Source organism: Herbiconiux sp. UC225_62, from assembly GCF_042694625.1.
Taxonomy (GTDB): Bacteria; Actinomycetota; Actinomycetes; order Actinomycetales; family Microbacteriaceae; genus Herbiconiux.
The window spans coordinates 4,196,947-4,212,909 of the sequence record NZ_CP170551.1 but is presented as its reverse complement, the minus strand read 5'-3'; the positions used below and the strand labels follow the sequence as shown (position 1 = coordinate 4,212,909).

Sequence of the window (15,963 nt, the reverse complement as noted above, 5' to 3'; positions counted from 1 at the left end):
ACGAGGAGACCAGTGACTGATCGGGGTTCCTCGGCTCTCCGACCGGAGCATCCGATCGCACGGTCGCTCCCGCACCTGGTCGACGACTTCGGTTTCGAGCAGGTCGGCACGCCGGTCTCCGAGACCGTCTCGGGCATCACCATCTCCTCGCGCGACGTCATGCCCGGCGACCTCTACGTGGGGCTGAAGGGGAAGCGGTTCCACGGAGCCGCCTTCGCCGACGCCGCGAAAGAAGCCGGCGCCGTCGCCGTGCTCACCGACCCCGAGGGCGTGGAGCTCGCGGCCGGGTCGGGCCTGCCGATCATCGTCACCCCCGAGCCGCGCCTCGCGCTGGGCGAGCTGGCCGCGTGGATCTACCGCACCCGCGAGGAGCCGCCGACCCTGTTCGGCGTCACCGGCACCAACGGCAAGACCAGCGTGGCCTACCTGCTCGAGGCCATCCTCCGGCAGCTCGGCATCGTCGCCGGGCTCAGCACCACGGCGGAGCGCCGGATCGGCGATGTGACCATCGTCTCGAAGCTCACCACGCCCGAGGCCACCGAGATCCACGCCATGCTGGCCCGGATGCGCGAGGCGCACGTGCGCTCCGTCATCCTCGAGGTCTCGGCCCAGGCCATCACTCAGCACCGCGTCGACGGCATCGTCTTCGACGTCGTGGGGTTCACCAACCTCACGCACGACCACCTCGACGACTACGCGACCATGGACGTCTACTTCGAGGCCAAGCGCGAGCTGTTCCAGCCCGATCGCGCCCGCCGCGGCGTCGTGATCGTCGACGGGCCGTGGGGCGCCCGGCTGGTGGAGGAGTCGCGCATCCCGCTCACCACCATCTCGACCGACCCCGGCTCCGACGCCGAGTGGACCTTGACGATCGACGAGGAGACGGCCGACCGCACGGCCTTCACCCTCCGCGGCCCCGAGCGGCGCGAGCTCTCCACCTCGGTGCCCCTCCTCGGCAGCTACATGGCCGCCAACGCCGCCCTCGCGATCGTGATGCTGGTGGAGTCGGGCTTCGACCTCGGTGCCATCGCCCACGCCCTCAACGAGCCCTCCGAAGACGACGAGGGCCACGAGCGCGGCCTCGAAGAGGGCCGCGTGGCGGGCATCGACGTCTACATCCCGGGTCGCGCCGAGAAGATCTCCGGCGAGCGTGGGCCGATCGTCTACATCGACTACGGCCACAGCCCCGACGCCTTCACGTCGACCCTCGAGTCGATCCGCCGGGTCACCGACGGCCGCATCATCATGCTCTTCGGCGCCGACGGCGATCGCGACCCGTCGAAGCGCGAGGAGATGGGCTCCATCGCGGCACGGCTCGCGGATGCCGTGGTGATCACCGATTTCCACCCGCGCTACGAAGACCCCTCGGCGATCCGCCGGGTGCTCCTCGACGCGGCCCGCGCCGCGGTTCCCGAGCGCGAGATCCACGAGGTCGCCGACCCGCGCGCGGCCTTCCGGAAGGCCCTCTCGATCGCCGGTGACGGCGACGTGATCCTCTATGCCGGACCCGGACACGAGAACTACCACGAGGTCGCGGGGGAGCGGATCCCCTATTCCGCCCGCGACGACGCACGCAACGCGCTGCACGAACACGGATGGCTCTGACACATGCTCGATCTCACTCTGACCGAGATCGCGGAGGCGCTCCAGGGCGAACTCGTGATCACCGATGCCGCGGCGGCCGCCGGGTATTCCCCGGACACGGTCGTGAACGGAACGGTCGACACCGATTCGCGCCTGATCGGCGAGGGTGACGTCTTCGTCGCCAAGCGCGGCGAATTCGACGACGGCCACCGCTTCGTGGGCTCGGCTGTCGAGGCCGGCGCGGCGCTCGTCGTGGTGGAGCACGTCTTCGACCTCGCGGTTCCCCAGGTCGTGGTGACCGACTCCGTGCTGGCGCTCGGGTGTTTCGCGACCGATGTCGTGGCCCGGGTGCGCGCATCCGGAGACCTGCGCGTCGTGGGGATCACCGGATCGAACGGCAAGACCACCACGAAGAACCTCCTGCGCGCCATCCTCGAGCGGGTGGGGGAGACCGTCGCGCCGCGCGACTCCTTCAACAACGAGGTCGGCGCTCCGCTCACCATGCTGAAGCTGACCACCGGAACCCGGTTCCTCGTGGCCGAGATGGGCGCGAGCGGCAAGGGGGAGATCACCCGGCTGATCCGGATGGCGAAGCCCGACGTGGGCGTGGTGCTCACCGTCGGCCTCGCACACGCGGGCGAGTTCGGCGGCATCGAGACCACCCTCGCCACCAAGACCGAGATGGTGCAAGACCTGGAGCCGACGGATGTCGCCGTGCTCAACCTCGACGACTCCCGTGTGGCCGGCATGGCCGAGAAGACTGCCGCGCGGGTGCTCTGGTTCGGGCTCTCCGACTCGGCCGCGGTGCGGGCCAGCGACATCGACGCCACCGCGTCGGGCACCTCCTTCGTGCTGCACCTGCCCGACGGATCGGCGCACACCGTGCGTTTCGCCGTGCTCGGCGAGCACCACGTGATGAACGCACTCGCTGCTGCCGCCGCCGCCCACGTGCTCGGCGTTCCCGCGGTCGACATCGTCGCCGCGCTCGAATCGGTCACCCGCGCCGAGCGCTGGCGCATGGAGGTGATGGGCGGCCGCGACGGCGTGCGCGTGATCAACGACGCCTACAACGCCAGCCCGGATTCGATGGCCGCCGCCCTCAAGACCGTCGCGCTCATCGCGACGCCCGAGCAGCGCACCACCGCCGTGCTGGGCGAGATGAGCGAGCTCGGCTCCTACTCCGTCGAGGAGCACGATCGCATCGGCCGGATGGTGGTGCGGTTCAACATCCACCGCCTGATCGTGGTGGGCGAGGGCGCCCGCGCCATCCACCTCGCCGCGGAGCACGAGGGCTCGTGGGGCGGCGAGGCGATCTTCGTGGAGACCGCCGACGAGGCCTACGCCTTGATCGAGGCCGACACCCGGCCCAACGACCTGATCCTGGTGAAGTCGTCGAACTCGGCCGGACTCCGCTTCCTCGGCGACCGCATCGCGGCGGCCCATTCTCTGGCGGAGGAGACGGCATGATCACCCTGCTCGCCTCCGCCTCGCTGTCGCTGGCGTTCTCGCTCTTCTTGACGCCGGTGTTCATCCGCATCTTCAAGCGCCTCGCCTGGGGCCAGTTCATCAACGTCGACACCCCCGACGCCCACCACGTGAAGCGCGGAACGCCCACGATGGGCGGCATCGTCATCCTGCTCGCCGTGCTGTTCGGCTACTTCGTGTCGGCGTTGCTCACCCAGGAACCGCCCACAGTCTCCGGGCTCCTCGTGCTCTTCCTCATGACCGGGCTCGGCATCGTCGGCTTCATCGACGACTTCATGAAGGTGCACAAGGAGCGCAGTCTCGGCCTGAGCCCGGTGGCGAAGATCGTGGGCCAGGTGATCGTGGGCATCGTCTTCGCGCTGCTCGCGATCCAGTTCCCCAACAAACAGGGGGAGACGCCGGCCTCCACGCAGATCTCCTTCATCCGCGACCTGCCGTTCGACTTCCTCTCCTGGGGCCTGGTGTTCGGCATCATCGCCTTCGTGGTGTGGATCTGCCTCATGGTCATGACCACCTCGAACGCGGTCAACCTCACCGACGGTCTCGACGGTCTCGCGCCGGGGTCGAGCATCCTGGCCATCGGCTCCTTCGTGATCATCGGGTTCTGGCAGTTCAACCAGAGCTGCGCCAGCGTCACCCTCGACACCGACGTGCTCGACAAGTGCTACGACGTGCGCGACCCGCTCGATCTCGCCGTGGTGGCCGCCACCATCGTCGGAGCCCTGATCGGCTTCCTCTGGTGGAACACCAACCCGGCCAAGATCTTCCTCGGCGACACCGGCTCGCTCGCCCTCGGCGGTGCGCTGGCCGCCCTCGCCATCCTCGCCCGCACCGAGCTGCTGCTCATCCTGATCGGCGGCATCTTCGTGATCGTGGCCGGGCAGGTGGCCGTGCAGCTGACCTACTTCAAGCTCACCAAGGGCAAACGCATCTGGCGCGCCAGCCCCCTGCACCACCACTTCGAGATGAAGGGCTGGGCCGAGGTCACCATCGTGGTGCGCTTCTGGATCATCGCGGGGCTGTTCGTGGCCGGCGCGGTGGGCTCGTTCTATCTCGAGTGGCTGTCCCGATGACGGATGCCGCCGCCTCCCGCCCCGAGTCGCTGACCAGCTGGCACGCCGACTGGTCGGGCCTCCGCGTCGCCGTGCTCGGACTCGGCGTCACCGGATTCTCGGTGGCCGACACGCTCACCGAGCTGGGCGCCTCCGTCCTCGTGGTCGCCGCGGGCGCTAAGAAGGAGTACGCGGATCTCGTTCCCGTGATCGGGGCGAAGCTCGTGCTCGCACCGGCCGGGGAGGTTCCCGCCGAGCTCGCCGACTTCGAGCCCGAGCTCGTGGTGGCCTCGCCCGGATACCATCCCGACGACGCGTTGATCGTCTGGGCGCAGGGCGCCGGTACGCCGGTCTGGGGCGACGTGGAGCTGGCCTGGCGCCTGCGCGACAAAGTCGTGCGCCCTGATGGCCGGCCCGCCGACTGGATCGCCGTCACGGGCACGAACGGCAAGACCACCACCGTGCAGCTCACCGCGTCGATGCTGCTCGCGGCGGGCAACCGCGTCGCACCCTGCGGCAACATCGGCATCCCGGTGCTCGACGCCATCCGCGACCCGCAGGGGTTCGACGTGCTCGTGGTGGAGCTCTCCAGCTACCAGCTGCACTCGACCTCGAGCATGTCGCCCTACGCCTCCGTGGTGTTGAACGTGGCCGACGACCACCTCGACTGGCACGGCTCCTTCGAGGCGTATGCGGCGGCGAAAGCCCGCGTCTACACGAACACCCAGGTGGCCTGCGTCTACAACAAGGCCGACGAACGGACGATGCGGATGGTGGAGGACGCCGACGTCGTCGAGGGCGCCCGCGCCATCGGCTTCGGGCTCGGTGTTCCGGGGCCGAGCGACTTCGGCGTGGTCGACGGCATCCTCTGCGACCGCGCCTTCCTCGACGACCGGCGCGACGCGGCCCTCGAGATCGTGACGGTGGACGAACTCCGGATGCGCGGACTCGCCGCCCCGCACACCGTCGCCGACGTGCTCGCCGCCTCCGCCCTCGCGCGCAGCTACGGGGCGCCGATCGAGGCGCTCCGTTCCGCGCTGGCGTCGTTCACCCTCGACCGGCACCGCATCGAGCACGTCGTGACCGCGGGGGGAGTCACCTGGGTCGACGACTCAAAGGCCACGAACCCGCACGCGGCGGCGGCATCGCTGCGCGCCTACCCGTCGATCGTGTGGGTGGTCGGAGGCCTCTTGAAGGGGGTCGACATCGATCCGCTGGTGCAGGCATCCGTCGCCGCCGAAGCCGGCCGAGAGGCCAGTCGGGTGCGCGCCGTCGTGGTGATCGGAGTGGACCGTTCGGAAGTGCTCGCGTCTTTCCAGCGACACGCGCCGGAGCTGCCGCTGTTCGAGGTCGACGACGCAGAGACTAGTGACGTAATGTCCGCAGCGGTCGCCTTGGCGGCCGCCGCGGCCCGGCCCGGAGACGTGGTGCTGCTGGCACCGGCGGCGGCGTCGATGGACCAGTTCGCAGACTATGCCGACCGAGGAACGCGTTTCGCGGAGGCGGTGCGGAAGCACGTGGGAGGTATTGACGGTGACGACACCCTCCCGGACTCTCCCTCGATTCGGCCGTAGGCCCCCTGCGGGCACGCGCCCGGCTGCTCCGTCGAGCGGGCACTCCGCCCGCATCTCGCTCGGCCAGGTGTTCACTGCCGAGTCGAGCAACTACTTCCTGCTGCTCGGCACCACCCTCTTCCTGGTGCTGCTCGGCCTCGTGATGGTGCTGTCGTCGAGCTCGATCGACTCCTTCACCGAGCGTCAGGGCTTCTTCGGCGTGTTCTGGAAGCAGGGTCTCTTCGCGCTGATCGGCATCCCGCTCATGCTCGTGGTGTCGCGCCTGCCGATCCGCTTCTTCAAACGCTGGGCCTGGCTCGCCATCTTCGTGGCGATCGGCGTGCAGCTGCTCGTGTTCACCCCCCTGGGCGACGAGGTGGGCGGCAACCTCAACTGGATCGCCATCGGCAGCTACACCTTCCAGCCCTCCGAGCTCGTGAAGCTCGCGCTGGTGATCTGGATGGGCGCCATCCTGGCCAAGAAGGAGGCGCTGCTCGGCAAGCTCGGGCACGTCGCCATCCCGATCCTCCCGGTCGCGGGCGGCGCGATCCTCCTGGTGCTCCTCGGCGGCGACCTCGGAACCGTGATGATCATGGCCGGCCTCGTGTTCGGGGCGCTCTTCTTCGCCGGCATCAAGCTCCGGATGCTCGTGCTCCCGGTGATCGCGGGCGCCTTGATCGCCGTCGTGGTCGCCTTCTCGAGCGAGAGTCGCACCACCCGCATCCTGTCCTTCTTCAACGGATCGGGCGCCGACTACCAGGGCGCCGACTGGCAGGCGCAGCACGGCGAATGGGCGCTGGCCGGTGGCGGCGTGTTCGGAGTGGGGCTCGGCAACTCCAAGGCCAAGTGGTCGTGGCTGCCGGCGGCCGACAACGACTACATCTTCGCGATCATCGGCGAGGAGCTGGGACTCGTGGGCGCGATCGTGGTGCTGCTGCTGTTCATCGCGCTGGCCATCGCGTTCGTCCGCATCATCCGTTCGTCGAACGACATGTTCTCGAAGGTCGTGACGGGGGCGGTGATGGTGTGGCTGATCGGTCAGGCCTTCGTGAACATCGCCGTGGTGCTCGGGGTCCTTCCGGTGCTCGGCGTGCCCTTGCCCCTGATATCGTCGGGCGGTTCCGCCCTGCTCACCACCCTGGCGGCGATCGGCATCGTTCTCTCCATCGCGCGCGAGAACGCCTTGACGAGCGCCTCCGAGAGCGCGCGGCGACGATGACCCGGTATCTCCTCGCCGGAGGCGGCACCGCGGGCCACGTCAACCCGCTGCTCGCCACGGCCGACGAACTGCGCCGTCGCGATCCCTCCGCCGAGATCGTCGTGCTGGGCACGGCCGAGGGTCTCGAGGCGCGGCTCGTGCCGGCTCGCGGCTACGAACTGGTCACCATCCCGAAGCTGCCGTTCCCGCGGCGCCCGAACGGGGCGGCGGTGCGCTTCCCGGGTGCGTTCCGGCGCACGATCGCGACCGTGACCGACCTCATCCGGTCGCGCGGCATCGACGCGGTCGTCGGGTTCGGAGGCTACGCCTCGGCTCCCGGCTACCTGGCCGCGCGCCGTGCGCGTGTGCCCTTCGTCATCCACGAAGCGAACGCCCGGCCTGGTCTCGCCAACCGTCTCGGCGCGCGCTTCTCACCCTGGGTGGGCGTGAGCTTCGCGGCGACGCCGCTTCCGCACGCCGTCCTCACCGGGATGCCGCTGCGCTCGGAGGTCACGGCTCTGGCCGATCCCTCGGCGCGCGCCGTGGCCGCCTCGGCCGCGCACGAGTTCTTCGGCCTCGACGCCTCGCGACCGACCCTCTTGGTGACCGGCGGGTCGCTCGGTGCGCGCCGCATCAACGCCACCGTGCACGCCTCCGCCCTGGCCGTCCTCCATGCCGGCTGGAACGTGCTGCACATCGCGGGCAACCGCTCCGAGGTCGACGACCCGGAGCTGCCCGGCTACGTCTTCCTGGAGTACTGCGACCGGATGGACCTCGCCCTCGCCGTGGCCGACTTCGCGATCTCACGCGCCGGCGCCTCGACGCTCTGCGAGTTCGCGGTCGTCGGCGTGCCCGGAGTCCTCGTGCCATACCCGGTGGGCAACGGCGAGCAGCGGTACAATGCGCGTGACCTCGTCGACGCGGGCGGCGCCATCCTGGTGACGGATGCCGAGTTCCTTCCGGCCTGGGTGGACCGCGAGGTCGTTCCGCTGCTGGCGGACACCGAGCGCATCGCCGGCATGGCGTCGGCGGCGAAGAGCGTCGGTATCCCGGATGCGGACGCCCGGCTGGTCGCCCTGATCGACCGGGCCCTGAACCAGGGGGCCGCTGCGTGAGCGTAACGTTGTACGGGTCTGTTCGTCCTGGAAAGAGTGTGAACCCGTGATCAAGCCCGACCTCTCGATCGAGATTCCCGACACCCTCGGCGCCGTGCACTTCGTGGGCATCGGCGGTGCGGGCATGAGCGGAATCGCCCGCCTGTTCAAGGCATCCGGTCTCACCGTCACCGGTTCCGACCGCAGCGACTCGAAGACCGCGGCCAAACTGCGCGCCCTCGGCATCCCGGTGACCGTGGGGCACGACGCCGCCAACATCGGCGACGCCGACACCCTCGTGGTGACGAGTGCGCTCTGGGCCGACAACCCCGAGTACCTGGCCGCCCAGGAGCGCGGGCTCACGGTGCTGCACCGGTCGCAGGCGCTCGCCTGGCTGGTGAACAAGCAGCGGCTCATCGCGGTGGCGGGAGCGCACGGCAAGACGACGTCGACCGGCATGATCGTGACCGCGCTGCTCGAACTCGAGCAGGAGCCGTCGTTCGTGAACGGCGGGGTCATCTCCGAGCTCGGCACCAGCTCAGCTCTCGGCGACGGCGAGATCTTCGTGGTGGAGGCCGACGAATCCGACGGCTCGTTCCTCCTCTACGACACGGCGGTGGCGCTGATCACCAACGTCGACCCCGACCACCTCGATCACTACGGCTCGGTGGAAGCGGTGGAGGATGCGTTCGTGCGCTTCGCCGACGCCTCCTCGGAACTCGTGGTCATCTCCTCCGACGACGCCGGAGCGCTGCGGGTGTCGTCGCGCGTGTCGCACCCGCGCGTGCTCACCTTCGGCGAGGCATCCGACGCCGACTTCCGGGTGCACTCCATCGACACCTCGGGCCCTGTGCGGTACGTCATCGATCACGAGGGCGTGAGCTACCCGGGCGTGCTTCGCGTGCCCGGCCACCACAACGCCATCAACGCCGCGGGAGCCGTGGCCGTGCTCGTGGGGCTGGGCTTCGCTCCGGATGCGGCCATCGCCGCCGTGGGCTCGTTCGGGGGCACCGGCCGCCGGTTCGAACTCCACGGCACCGTCGGCGGCGTGAGCGTCTATGACGACTACGCGCACCACCCCACCGAGGTCGACGCGGCGCTCACGGCCGCCCGCACCGTGGTGGGCGAAGGACGCATCATCGCCGTGCACCAGCCGCACCTCTACAGTCGCACCCAGCTGATGGCGGGGGAGTTCGCCGAGACCCTCGAGCGCACCGCCGACTTCACCATCGTGCTCGACGTGTGCGGAGCGCGCGAAGACCCGATCCCGGGGGTGACCGGTGAGACGGTCTCCTCGCGGTTCGCCGATCCGTCGCACGTGACCTACATCGATGACTGGCAGCGCGCCGCCGACTTCATGGCGTCGTACGCCCAGCCCGGGGACTTCGTGATCACCCTGGGTTGCGGCGACGTGAACCTCATCGTGCCGCAGCTGCTCGAGTCGCTCGAGCAGGTCTCGGCCGCGTCGTCCTCCCGTGCGGGTGCGGGAGGAGAGTGAAGCGACCACCGGGAATCACCCCGCCTCCGCCCCCGCCGCCGGTCGATCCTCCGGCTCCCGCGGGTCGTCCGGCGCGCGGTAAGGCCAAGAAGCAGGCACCCGCGTCCCCGGCCACGGAGGGCCGGAGCAAGCCGGCCGGCAGCCGCGCACCCATCGACGTGCGCGACGCGGAGACGGCTCCGATCGATCCGCTGCCCGCGTCGGCGCGCAGCTCGCGCTCCGGGGCGGGTCCCTCCGTCCCACTCGCGTCGCCCCGCGCCACGCAGACCCCGCCTCCGGCCCGTCCGCCCCGGCGCACCGATGCGGCCCCTTGGTGGACGACGCCCGAGCGCGACGCGAACGATCCGACGCCGTCAGCCTCCAGCCCGGCTGACGCGAACCCCACGGTCCCCGTCGGTAAGAAGTCGCGCTCGAAGCCCGATAGGGCGGCGGACGCGAATGCGACGGTCCCGCTCGGCAGGAAGTCGCGCTCGAAGGCCGACAGTCCGACCGGTGCGAGCGCGACGATCCCGTCCGGCACCACCTCGGCCGCACGGACCGAGGACACGGCGCTCACCCGAACCCAGGGGCACAATCGCGCTCAGTCGACACTCCGCACCGCCGTCAAGGAGCGCCGACGCTACGAGAAGGCGGAAGCCCGCCGCTTCACCCAGCGCTCGCGGCGCCGCCGCATGGCCTGGCTCATCTCGGGCGCCTCCGTCGCCGCCCTCGTGGTGGTGGTGCTGCTCGCCGCCTACTCGCCTCTCCTCGCGGTGCGTACGGTGGCGGTCGAGGGCCTCACCCGCCTCGATCCCACGACGGTCACCACCGCCCTCGACGACCAGCTCGGCCGCCCGCTGGCCCTGGTCGACTACGGCGCGATCGAGCGCGATCTCGCCCAGTTCCCCTACATCGAGTCGTACTCGGTCGAGGCGCGACCGCCAGACACCCTCGCGGTGCGGATCGTCGAGCGCCGGCCCGTGGCGCAGGTGCAGAACGACGCCGGGTTCAATCTCATCGACGCCGCCGGGGTGACCGTGCAGCAGTCGCCCGAGCGCATCCCGGGCTTCCCCGTGCTCGACCTCACCGGAACCGAGATCGGCAGCGCGGGCTTCCGTGCGGCGGCCGCCGTGCTGATGTCGTTGCCGGACGCCCTGATCGCCCAGGTCGACCGCATCGCCGGTACAACGCCGGACAGCGTGACGATGGTGTTCACGGGCGCGGGCCAGCGCGTGGTCTGGGGCGATGCCGACGACTCCGCGCTCAAGGCCCGCATCCTGGAGCGGCTGATCGCCACCCAAGACCCGTCGCTGCCGGTGGAGTACGACGTCTCGAGCCCGCAGAGTCCCGTGATCCGCTGATCCGATCGCGACACGCGGCGCGGCGTCGGGGATGGTCCGCGCATCGTCGCCTAGGTTCATTCCTAGGAAATACATACTCGGAATAACTTTAACTTTCAAGTTGAACTTTAAGGTTTCAGCCCCTTGAAGACCAGCGGAGGCCGGACGTGACTTCAAACCAGAACTACCTAGCCGTAATCAAGGTCGTCGGCATCGGCGGCGGCGGCGTGAACGCCGTGAACCGCATGATCGAGCTCGGTCTTCGCGGAGTCGAGTTCATCGCCATCAACACGGATGCCCAGGCGCTGCTGATGAGCGACGCCGACGTCAAACTCGACGTGGGTCGTGAGATCACCCGCGGGCTCGGCGCCGGTGCCGACCCCGAGGTGGGCCGTCGCGCCGCCGAGGACCACGCCGAGGAGATCGAGGAGGCCCTCGCCGGGGCCGACATGGTGTTCGTGACGGCCGGTGAAGGCGGCGGAACCGGTACCGGTGGTGCCCCCGTCGTCGCCCGCATCGCCAAGTCGATCGGCGCCCTCACCATCGGTGTCGTCACCAAGCCCTTCGGCTTCGAGGGCAAGCGTCGCGCGGCCCAGGCCGAAGACGGTGTGGCCACCCTGAAGAACGAGGTCGACACCCTCATCGTGGTGCCGAACGACCGGCTGCTGGAGATCAGCGACCGAGGCATCTCGATGCTCGAGGCCTTCTCCACGGCGGACCAGGTGCTGCTCGCCGGTGTGCAGGGCATCACCGACCTCATCACCACCCCTGGCCTCATCAACCTCGACTTCGCCGACGTCAAGTCGGTCATGCAGGGCGCCGGTTCGGCTCTCATGGGTATCGGCTCGTCGCGAGGCGCGGACCGCGCCATCAAGGCGGCCGAGCTCGCCGTGGCCTCGCCGCTGCTGGAGGCCTCGATCGACGGCGCGCACGGCGTGCTGCTCTCGATCCAGGGTGGCTCGAACCTCGGCATCTTCGAGATCAACGACGCCGCCAAGCTGGTTCAGGATGCCGTGCACCCCGAGGCCAACATCATCTTCGGTGCGGTCATCGACGACACCCTGGGAGACGAGGTGCGGGTGACCGTCATCGCCGCCGGGTTCGACGGCGGAGACCCGAACCCGCAGGTGGCCGGTGACACCCGCCGCGGTGGGTTCGTGGCGGCACCGGAGGAGAACGACCCCTTCGGTCGCGGCGGCACCGCCACGGCGACGCTCCGCCGTGAGCAGAAGGCCGAGCCCGTCGAAGAGGCGGCCGCTCCGCAGCAGCACTGGTCGTCGCCCGCGAGCGACCTCGGGCTCACCGGCACGGTGGCGCTCGACCCCGCCTCCGAAGACGACGACGCCGACCTGGACGTCCCCGACTTCCTGAAGTAGACCGCGCGTGACCGAGCTCCCGGGCGGCGCGTCGCTGGCCGAGCGCCTCTCCGAGGTGACCGGCCGGATCGACGACGCCGCCCGCGAGGCGGGTCGCGATCCGGCCGCCCTCACCACGATCGTGGTGACGAAGTTCCATCCGGCGTCCCTGGTGCGCGAGCTCCACGCGCTCGGGGTGCGCGACTTCGGGGAGAACCGGCACCAGGAGGCGCGCGAGAAGGCGGCCGAGCTGGCCGCTCTCGACCTCCGCTGGCATTTCATCGGGCAATTGCAGACCAAGAAGGCCCGTCAGGTGCGCGAGTACGCCCGCGTCATCCACTCGATCGACCGCGAGCCGCTGGTGGCGGCCCTGGCGGCCGGCGCTCCGCCGATCGACTGCTTCCTGCAGGTCAACCTCACCGACGATCCCGAACGCGGGGGAGCGCAGCCCTCCGAGGTGCCGGCGCTCGCCGACGCGATCGCCGCGGCCGACGGACTGCGACTCCTCGGCGTGATGGGTGTCGCCCCGCTCGGCGAGGAGCCCCGCCCCGCCTTCGCGCGCCTCCGCGAACTCGGTGAGGCCGTGGCGCGCGCCGTGCCCGGTGCGACCGCGATCTCGGCCGGGATGTCGCACGACTTCCGCGAAGCGATCGCCGAAGGCGCGACACACCTCCGCATTGGCACCGCAATCACGGGAAACCGGCCCGAGCGCGCTTAATCTCGGGGTAGGAAAAGTTACCGCTACCGGAGGTTCGCATGGCAAACCCACTGCGCAAGACCATGGTTTACCTGGGTCTCGCCGACGAAGAACTCGAATACGACGAGGCGCCCGCTCAGGCCGCGCCCGTGGCTCCTGTGCCGCATCCGCACCCTCAGGCGACCGTCTCCGCGGCGCCGGTTGCGAACCGCGCGCCGGTCACGCCGCTCCGCAAGACCTCGCACCCGAAGAATGTGGCTCCTGCTGAAATGAATGAGATCCTCACCGTCCACCCCAAGCAGTACAAGGACGCCCAGGTCATCGCCGAAAACTTCCGTGAAGGCATCCCGGTGATCATCAATCTGTCGCAGATGACGGATGCCGATGCGCGCCGCCTGATCGACTTCGCCGGCGGCCTCTCGCAGGGTCTCTACGGCAAGATCGAGCGCGTCACGAGCAAGGTGTTCCTGCTCTCGCCGTCGCACGTCTCCGTCTCCGGAGACGCCGCCGGTGAGGCTCGCGCAGAATCTTCCTTCTTCGTCCAGTCATAATTGCTGAGTGGGTTCACTCGTCACCATCATCGCGACCGTCGTCTATTTCGCGCTGCTGCTGTACTTCTTCCTGATGTGGGGCCGGTTCATCCTGGACCTCGTCCGGACGGTCCGCCGTGACTGGCGGCCGGCCGGGGCCCTCCTGGTGCTGGCCGAGGTGACCTACACGGTCACCGATCCGCCGATCCGGTTCTTCCGTCGCGTCATCCCGCCGCTTCGAGTGGGCGCGATCTCCCTCGATTTCGGGTGGAGCATCGTGATGCTCATCGTCATCATCGCGCTCTCGGTGGCCGGATTCGTGCGCTCCCAATAGGGTGCCCATGTATCCTGAACACAACGGCTCCTCAAACTGATCGTCCCGTTCACGGGATGTTCGTCGGGAATGTTGCTACGGTTAGCAACGCGTTATCACTGTTGTCAAGCAATAAGGGTGGAAAACCATGGCGTTAACTCCGGAAGATGTTGTTAACAAGAGATTTTCTCAGACCAAGTTCCGTGAAGGTTACGACCAGGACGAGGTCGATGACTTCCTCGACGAGGTCGTGGTCGAGCTTCGCCGTCTGACGCAGGAGAACGAGGAGCTGAAGGCTCAGCTCGAGTCCGGGGGAGCCCCCGTGGCCGCCGCCGCGCCGGCCGAGGCCGCCGTGGTCGTCGAAGAGGTCGTCGAGTCCCCCGCGCCCGTCGCCGAGGTTCCGGCGCCCGTCGCCGCCACCACGGGTTCCGACATCGAGGATGAGGCTGGCTCCACCACGAACCTCCTGCAGCTGGCGCGCCGCCTGCACGACGAGCACGTCAAGGAAGGCGCCGACAAGCGCGATGCCCTCATCGCCGAGGGTCACGCCACCGCCGCCCGCATCGTGGCCGAGGCCGAGACGAAGCAGCGCAACGAGCTGGCTCGCCTCAACCAGGAGAAGGCCGGCATCGAGCACCGCATCGACGAGCTGCGCACCTTCGAGAAGGACTACCGTGCGGGTCTGAAGACCTACATCGAAGACCAGCTGAAGGATCTCACCTCCTCGAGCGTCGACAGCGAGAAGAGCCCGTCGTCGAGCTTCAGCGGTTTTGGCGGATAGGGAACGTTCGAGAGTTCGTCCCCGGGTCCTGATCGTCCTGGCGGCCGTCGCAGCAGCGTCGATCGTCCTCGATCAGATCACGAAGCTTCTGGTCGTCCAGAATCTTGAATTGGGTGAGGTCGTCCCCGTCGTGGGCGACCTCATCCAATTTCACTTTGTGAAGAACTCCGGCGCCGCGTTCTCGATCGGAAACGCCTACACCTGGATCTTCTCGATCCTCGCGGCCGCCGTCACCGTCTTCATCGTCTGGTTCGCGCGGCGCATCCGCTCCCTCGCCTGGGCCGTCGTGTTCGGTCTGCTGCTCGGCGGAACGATCGGGAACCTGATCGACCGGCTGTTCAAGGAGCCCGGATTCGGCGTCGGTCACGTGATCGACTTCATCACCATTCCGCTGCTGCCCGCCATCTTCAATCTCGCCGACGTATCGATCACCGCAGCGATGGTGCTGTTCCTCATCCTGACGATCCGCGGCGTCGGCCTCGACGGCACGCGGCACGTGGGTCAGAAGGCCGGCGAGCCCGAGGCGACGGCCGAGGACGCGCCGACGGAACCCACCGACAAGCGCGAGCAGGTCTGATGGAATCGCGCACTCTCCCCGTTCCCGACGGACTCGACGGCGCCCGGGTCGACGCCGGCATCGCCAAGCTGCTCGGATTCTCGCGGACCTTCGCCGCCGAGGTCGTCGACGCCGGGGGAGTGACGGTCGACGGTCGCACGGTCGGTAAGTCGGACAAGCTGCGCCGCGACACCTGGCTCTCGGTCGAGTGGTCGCCGCGGGAGGAACCGCAGATCGTGCCCGTGATCGTGCCCGAACTGACGGTGGTCTACGACGACGACAGCATCATCGTGGTCGACAAGCCCGTGGGCGTCGCCGCGCATCCCTCGGTCGGCTGGGACGGACCGACCGTGCTCGGTGCGCTGGCCGGCGCCGGATACCGCATCGCCACCAGCGGCGCGGCCGAGCGGGCAGGAATCGTGCACCGGTTGGATGCCGGCACCAGCGGCCTCATGGTGGTCGCGAAGTCCGAGGCGGCCTACACCTGGCTGAAGCGCGCCTTCCACGACCGCGAGGTCGACAAGATCTACCACGCACTCGTGCAGGGGCATCCCGACCCGTTCGCGGGCACGATCGACGCTCCCATCGGGCGGCATCCGAAGTCGGACTGGAAGTTCGCGGTCACGGCTGCGGGCAAGCCGTCGGTGACGCACTACGAGACGCTCGAGGCCTTCCGTGCGGCCACATTGCTCGAGATCCACCTCGAGACCGGGCGTACGCACCAGATCCGGGTGCACATGGCGGCCCAGCGGCATCCGTGCTGCGGCGACACGATGTACGGGGCCGACCCCGTGCTGTCGGCTCGGCTCGGCCTCACGCGACAGTGGCTGCACGCGATGCGGCTGGGGTTCGTGCATCCGGAGACGCGTGAATACGTCTCGTTCGAGAGCCATTACCCGGCCGACCTGCAGCACGCGCTCGACGTCGTCGCGGCCGACTGAACCGCTC

15 protein-coding genes are annotated in these 15,963 nt (G+C 69.1%); all 15 read left to right on the top strand.

Translation table 11 applies throughout. The annotated features are described in order from the left end of the window. Positions 1–12 precede the first annotated feature (12 nt). The 15 genes from ACFJGU_RS20510 (at position 13) to ACFJGU_RS20440 (ending at position 15,956) form a co-directional block, all read left to right on the top strand. Positions 13–1,605, top strand: coding sequence for a Mur ligase family protein (locus ACFJGU_RS20510; protein ID WP_382306154.1), 1,593 nt, complete (start codon positions 13–15; stop codon positions 1,603–1,605). Between the two features lie 3 nt (positions 1,606–1,608). After that, on the top strand, positions 1,609–3,051 hold the full coding sequence (gene murF, locus ACFJGU_RS20505; protein ID WP_382306152.1) for a UDP-N-acetylmuramoyl-tripeptide--D-alanyl-D-alanine ligase: 1,443 nt from the start codon (positions 1,609–1,611) through the stop codon (positions 3,049–3,051). Further along, on the top strand, positions 3,048–4,142 hold the full coding sequence (mraY, locus tag ACFJGU_RS20500) for a phospho-N-acetylmuramoyl-pentapeptide-transferase (protein ID WP_382306150.1): 1,095 nt from the start codon (positions 3,048–3,050) through the stop codon (positions 4,140–4,142). Before murF ends, mraY begins: the two co-directional genes overlap by 4 nt. After that, the gene (gene murD, locus ACFJGU_RS20495; protein WP_382306149.1) at positions 4,139–5,695 is read left to right on the top strand and encodes a UDP-N-acetylmuramoyl-L-alanine--D-glutamate ligase; all 1,557 of its coding nucleotides are present in this window, start codon (positions 4,139–4,141) and stop codon (positions 5,693–5,695) included. Before mraY ends, murD begins: the two co-directional genes overlap by 4 nt. Then, positions 5,655–6,893, top strand: coding sequence for a putative lipid II flippase FtsW (gene ftsW, locus ACFJGU_RS20490; RefSeq protein WP_382306147.1), 1,239 nt, complete (start codon positions 5,655–5,657; stop codon positions 6,891–6,893). The genes murD and ftsW overlap by 41 nt, the downstream gene beginning before the upstream one ends. Then, positions 6,890–7,987, top strand: coding sequence for an undecaprenyldiphospho-muramoylpentapeptide beta-N-acetylglucosaminyltransferase (murG, locus tag ACFJGU_RS20485; RefSeq protein ID WP_382306145.1), 1,098 nt, complete (start codon positions 6,890–6,892; stop codon positions 7,985–7,987). The genes ftsW and murG overlap by 4 nt, the downstream gene beginning before the upstream one ends. A 46-nt stretch (positions 7,988–8,033) precedes the next feature. After that, a complete protein-coding gene (murC, locus tag ACFJGU_RS20480; RefSeq protein ID WP_382306144.1) occupies positions 8,034–9,464 on the top strand; it encodes a UDP-N-acetylmuramate--L-alanine ligase in 1,431 nt (476 codons plus the stop codon). Continuing rightward, on the top strand, positions 9,461–10,804 hold the full coding sequence (locus tag ACFJGU_RS20475; RefSeq protein ID WP_382306142.1) for an FtsQ-type POTRA domain-containing protein: 1,344 nt from the start codon (positions 9,461–9,463) through the stop codon (positions 10,802–10,804). Before murC ends, ACFJGU_RS20475 begins: the two co-directional genes overlap by 4 nt. A gap of 146 nt (positions 10,805–10,950) precedes the next feature. After that, positions 10,951–12,159 carry a cell division protein FtsZ gene (gene ftsZ, locus ACFJGU_RS20470; protein ID WP_382306140.1) on the top strand — a complete coding sequence of 403 codons (1,209 nt, stop codon included), beginning with the start codon at positions 10,951–10,953 and terminating at the stop codon, positions 12,157–12,159. A 7-nt stretch (positions 12,160–12,166) separates the two neighbouring features. Beyond that, entirely contained in the window at positions 12,167–12,856 is a 690-nt protein-coding gene (locus tag ACFJGU_RS20465; RefSeq protein ID WP_382306138.1) for a YggS family pyridoxal phosphate-dependent enzyme, read from the top strand. 38 nt (positions 12,857–12,894) lie between these two features. Beyond that, positions 12,895–13,386: a cell division protein SepF gene (locus ACFJGU_RS20460; protein WP_382306136.1), complete on the top strand. Its 492-nt coding sequence runs from the start codon at positions 12,895–12,897 to the stop codon at positions 13,384–13,386. Between the two features lie 7 nt (positions 13,387–13,393). After that, positions 13,394–13,699 (top strand): YggT family protein, encoded by a 306-nt coding sequence (locus tag ACFJGU_RS20455; protein WP_382306134.1) that lies wholly within the window; start codon positions 13,394–13,396, stop codon positions 13,697–13,699. Between the two features lie 127 nt (positions 13,700–13,826). Beyond that, on the top strand, positions 13,827–14,459 hold the full coding sequence (locus ACFJGU_RS20450; protein ID WP_382306133.1) for a DivIVA domain-containing protein: 633 nt from the start codon (positions 13,827–13,829) through the stop codon (positions 14,457–14,459). Next, positions 14,449–15,036 carry a signal peptidase II gene (gene lspA / locus ACFJGU_RS20445; RefSeq protein ID WP_382306131.1) on the top strand — a complete coding sequence of 196 codons (588 nt, stop codon included), beginning with the start codon at positions 14,449–14,451 and terminating at the stop codon, positions 15,034–15,036. The genes ACFJGU_RS20450 and lspA overlap by 11 nt, the downstream gene beginning before the upstream one ends. After that, positions 15,036–15,956, top strand: coding sequence for an RluA family pseudouridine synthase (locus ACFJGU_RS20440; protein ID WP_382306130.1), 921 nt, complete (start codon positions 15,036–15,038; stop codon positions 15,954–15,956). The genes lspA and ACFJGU_RS20440 overlap by 1 nt, the downstream gene beginning before the upstream one ends. Positions 15,957–15,963 lie beyond the last annotated feature (7 nt).